Source organism: Dehalococcoidales bacterium (genome assembly GCA_028717385.1).
Lineage (GTDB): Bacteria > Chloroflexota > Dehalococcoidia > Dehalococcoidales > CSSed11-197 > CSSed11-197.
This window is the reverse complement of record JAQUNW010000055.1, coordinates 1-4,141: the sequence shown is the minus strand read 5'-3', so window position 1 is coordinate 4,141 and position 4,141 is coordinate 1. Positions and strand designations below refer to the sequence as shown.

4 protein-coding genes are annotated in these 4,141 nt (G+C 45.8%); all 4 read left to right on the top strand.

Annotated elements, in window-relative coordinates; genetic code table 11:
- Positions 1 to 977 (top strand): ketol-acid reductoisomerase (gene ilvC, locus PHX29_07115; protein MDD5605653.1); only part of this gene is annotated, 977 nt, incomplete at its 5' end.
- A 161-nt stretch (positions 978 to 1,138) separates the two neighbouring features.
- Complete coding sequence (locus PHX29_07110; GenBank protein MDD5605652.1) at positions 1,139 to 2,647, top strand: 2-isopropylmalate synthase; 1,509 nt, start codon at positions 1,139 to 1,141, stop codon at positions 2,645 to 2,647.
- A 19-nt stretch (positions 2,648 to 2,666) separates the two neighbouring features.
- Entirely contained in the window at positions 2,667 to 3,056 is a 390-nt protein-coding gene (locus tag PHX29_07105) for an MgtC/SapB family protein (protein ID MDD5605651.1), read from the top strand.
- Positions 3,057 to 3,088: 32 nt separating this feature from the next.
- Positions 3,089 to 4,141, top strand: a 1,053-nt coding sequence (locus tag PHX29_07100; protein ID MDD5605650.1) for a 3-isopropylmalate dehydratase large subunit, incomplete at its 3' end; no start/stop codon positions are given.

Genomic DNA, 4,141 nt, shown 5'->3' with positions numbered 1-4,141 from the left:
AAGATTGTAACCTGGATCTTATAAAAAACAAGGTAATCGGTATTATTGGATATGGCAGCCAGGGGCATGCCCAGGCGCAGAACCTAAGGGATAGCGGAATCAATGTGATTGTCGCTGAAGTTCCTGGTGGCAAAGGATGGCAAGCGGCTGAAAAGGCTGGTTTTGAGGTTATGGAAGCCCGCGAACTTACTGCAAAAGCAGATATAGTTATGGTGCTTGCTCCAGACACAATCCAGTCAAAAATTTATACCCAGTCAATTGAACCGGAGCTAAAAGCCGGCAAGATGCTGATGTTCGCACACGGCTTTAATATCCATTATGGGCAGATAGTGCCCCCGGAAGATGTAGATGTAACCATGATAGCCCCCAAGTGCCCGGGTCATATGCTTCGTCAGGTCTATGTTGAAGGTGCCGGTGCACCAGCCCTGGTAGCAGTGCATCAAGATGCTAGCGGTCAGGCACTTGATCTGGCTCTGGCGTATGCAGCTGGCATTGGCTCAGGGAAAGCCGGAGTTCTGGAAACAACTTTCGACGAAGAAACTGAAACCGATTTATTTGGCGAACAGGCCGTTCTTTGTGGCGGAGTGACATCGCTGGTCAAAGCCGGATTTAATACTCTGGTGGAAGCCGGTTATCAGCCGGAAATTGCTTATTTTGAATGTATGCATGAATTGAAACTGATTGTAGACCTTATGTATAAAGGCGGGATGAGCTATATGCGATACTCTGTCAGCGATACCGCCGAATATGGCGATTACACTCGCGGTCCCAGGGTTATTAACGAGCACGTTATGGAAGAAATGGTACAAATACTTGCTGAAATCCAAGACGGCACGTTTGCCAAGGAGTGGATACTGGAAAACCAGGCTAATCGTCCAACATATAATGCCCTTAAACGCATCGAAGAGCATGACCTGATAGAAGAGGTTGGGGCGGAGCTCCGGGATATGATGCCCTGGCTGAAAGATGCAAAATAGAGAGTAATCAAGGCAAGGAAAGCAACAGGGTATATTGATTTTTTATGTCTGAATGCTTCTCAATAAAGGCTATACTCATCCTTACTGACCCCTCCACCCGGTAACGGGGCGGAGGGGTTGCTGCGCCGTATAATTTTGTAAGATTGTTGAGGAGTAAAAACATGAAGAATATTATAATATTTGACACAACCCTGAGAGACGGAGAGCAGGCAGCCGGAACTACTCTAAATCGTGAAGAAAAACTGGAGATTGCCTGTCAACTGGAAAAGCTTGGAGTCGATGTAATTGAAGCTGGTTTTCCAATTTCATCTCCCGGGGATTTTGAAGCCATAAAGATCATCAGTTCCCGTATTCGCCAATCTGCCATATGTGCACTGGCACGGGCAAATGTAAAAGATATTGATCGTGCTTGGGAAGCTGTGCATGAAGCAGCTAATCCGCGAATACACGTGTTTATATCGGCATCCAATGTTCAGATGGCGCATCAACTGCGTAAAAGCCCCGAGGAAGTATTGGAACTTGCCAGAAGTATGGTAGCCCATGCCGCTAGATATACTTCTAACATAGAGTTTTCCCCAATGGATGCTAGCCGGGCAAACCCGGAATTCATCTTTCGTATTATCGAAGCTGTTATTGAAGCCGGCGCAACCACGGTAAACATTCCGGATACTGTAGGATACGCCATGCCGGACGAATTCGGTGGTCTTATAGGATCACTGTTTGAAAATGTCGCGAATATTCAAAAAGCTGTTGTCAGTGTACATTGCCATAACGATCTAGGTTTGGCGGTTGCCAATTCCCTGGCTGCCGTCAACGCAGGCGCACGACAGGTTGAATGTACTATTAACGGTATTGGAGAGAGAGCCGGGAATGCTTCGCTGGAAGAAATAGTGATGGCGATTGCGACCCGTCAAGATCTTTACAATGTCAATACTGGTATAAAAACTGAACACATTTATCGAACCAGTCGTCTGGTTAGCGAGATTACCGGTTTTCAGGTTCAGCCTAACAAAGCTATTGTTGGGATGAATGCGTTTCGTCACCAGTCTGGGATTCATCAGGATGGCGTAATTAAAATGCCTAAGACATACGAAATCATTGACCCGCAGAAAGTCGGGGTGCCCTCATCATCGCTTGTTATGGGCAAACTAAGCGGAAGACACGCCTTCAGAGAACGGCTAGCCGAACTGGGTTATAATTTGAACGAAGACGATTTGAACCGCGCCTTCGATGCTTTTAAAGATTTGGCAGATAAAAAGAAGCAGGTAACAGACAGGGATATTGAGTCCCTGTTGGCAGATGAAAAGCGGATCTACGCAGGTGACTACCAACTTGAGAAACTTCAGGTGACCTGTGGGGATGGTATTCCAACTGCCGCTGTGGTGCTTAAATGCCCCAATGGTGAAGTAAAAGGTGATGCTGCATTGGGCTCTGGTCCGGTTGATGCTGTATATAAGGCAATAAATCGTATTGTTAATGTACCCAATCGTCTTACCGAGTTTACGGTTAAATCGGTTACAGAAGGTATAGATGCTATCGGAGAAGTGCTGATTAGAATTGAAAGTGAAGGCGTTAGCTATACTGGACGGGGAGCAGATACGGATATTATTACTGCTAGCGCTAAAGCCTATATGAATGCCTTGAATCGTTTGCTTGCCGAAAGCCATTGACCCAAAAGGGGTACATGTGATGTGGGCTGAAATTGAAGTAGTGTTAAGGTTGCTGCTTGCCGCTGTATTGGGAGGAGTTATCGGATTTGAAAGGTGGAAAGCGGGAAAACCGGCAGGTGTTCGTGATCTGGCATTAATCTCCCTTGGATCTGCAATTTTTACGGCAGTGTCTCTGGAAGGCTTTACCGGGGGTGATCCTTCTCGCATTGCCGCTGGTATTGTCAGTGGTATTGGTTTTATTGGTGCAGGAGCCATTCTTCATCGTGATAGTGGAGGGGTACAAGGAATTACTACAGCAAACAGCATTTGGTTAGCGGCTGGAATTGGGCTCGCAGTTGGAGCGGGTTTATACTATATTGCTTTAGCTGCCACAGTTATTGCTTTGACGGTTCTCTTAATTAAGCGGTAAACATGTAATTTACTTAACATAAGGGGTTATAGATGACTTTAGCTGAAATGATACTGGCTGCACACAGTGGCAAAAATCGGGTAATACCTGGTGAGTTTATTGAAGCAGATGTTGATATGGTGCTGTCAAATGACATAACCGGTCCAATTGCCATAAGAGAATTTAACAAAATTGGTGTAAACCGGGTATTTAACCCGGAAAAAGTTGTCATGGTGCCTGACCATTTCACGCCCAACAAAGACATTGCTTCTGCTGAACAGGCAAAAATGGTGAGAGAATTTTGCGCAAAGCAGGGGTGCCATTACTACGAAGTTGGCAAAGTTGGGATTGAGCATGTTTTGCTTCATGAAGAAGGATTGGTGCTGCCGGGGGATATTATTATAGGCGCCGATTCACACACCTGTACTTATGGAGCTGTGGGCGCCTTTGGAACCGGCATGGGGTCTACTGATATCGCATCCGCAATGGCTACCGGTCATATCTGGATGAAGGTTCCGGCGACGATCCGGTTCAATTATATCGGAGAGCCCAGACGCTGGGTCGGAGGCAAAGATTTTATATTGCATACCATCGGTGATATAGGAGTCGATGGAGCGTTATATGTGGCGATGGAATTCGGCGGGGGTGCCATTGATCATCTTTCGTTAGAAGGAAGGCTTACCATGGCTAATATGGCCATTGAAGCCGGGGCTAAAGCCGGGCTTTTCTATGCTGATGATAAGACTGTCAACTATGTAAAAGACAGGGCTAAAAGACCTTTTATTGTTTATAAGCAGAAAACGGATGCAGAATATACAAAAGTGATAACATACGATGTTTCTGAAATTGAACCTCAGGTGTCGTTTCCGCACCTTCCTTCCAACACCAAGCCGGTTAGCCAGGCCGGGCACGTAAAAATTGACCAAGCGATAATCGGAAGTTGCACTAATGGGCGTATTGAAGACCTGAGAGTTGCTGCCAGTATTTTAAAGGGAAAGGCAGTTGCCAATACAGTTCGTTGTATAATAATACCTGGCTCTCAATCTGTGTACATGCAAGCACTTAAAGAAGGTTTAATAGAAATCTTTATTACAGCTGTTTGTGCT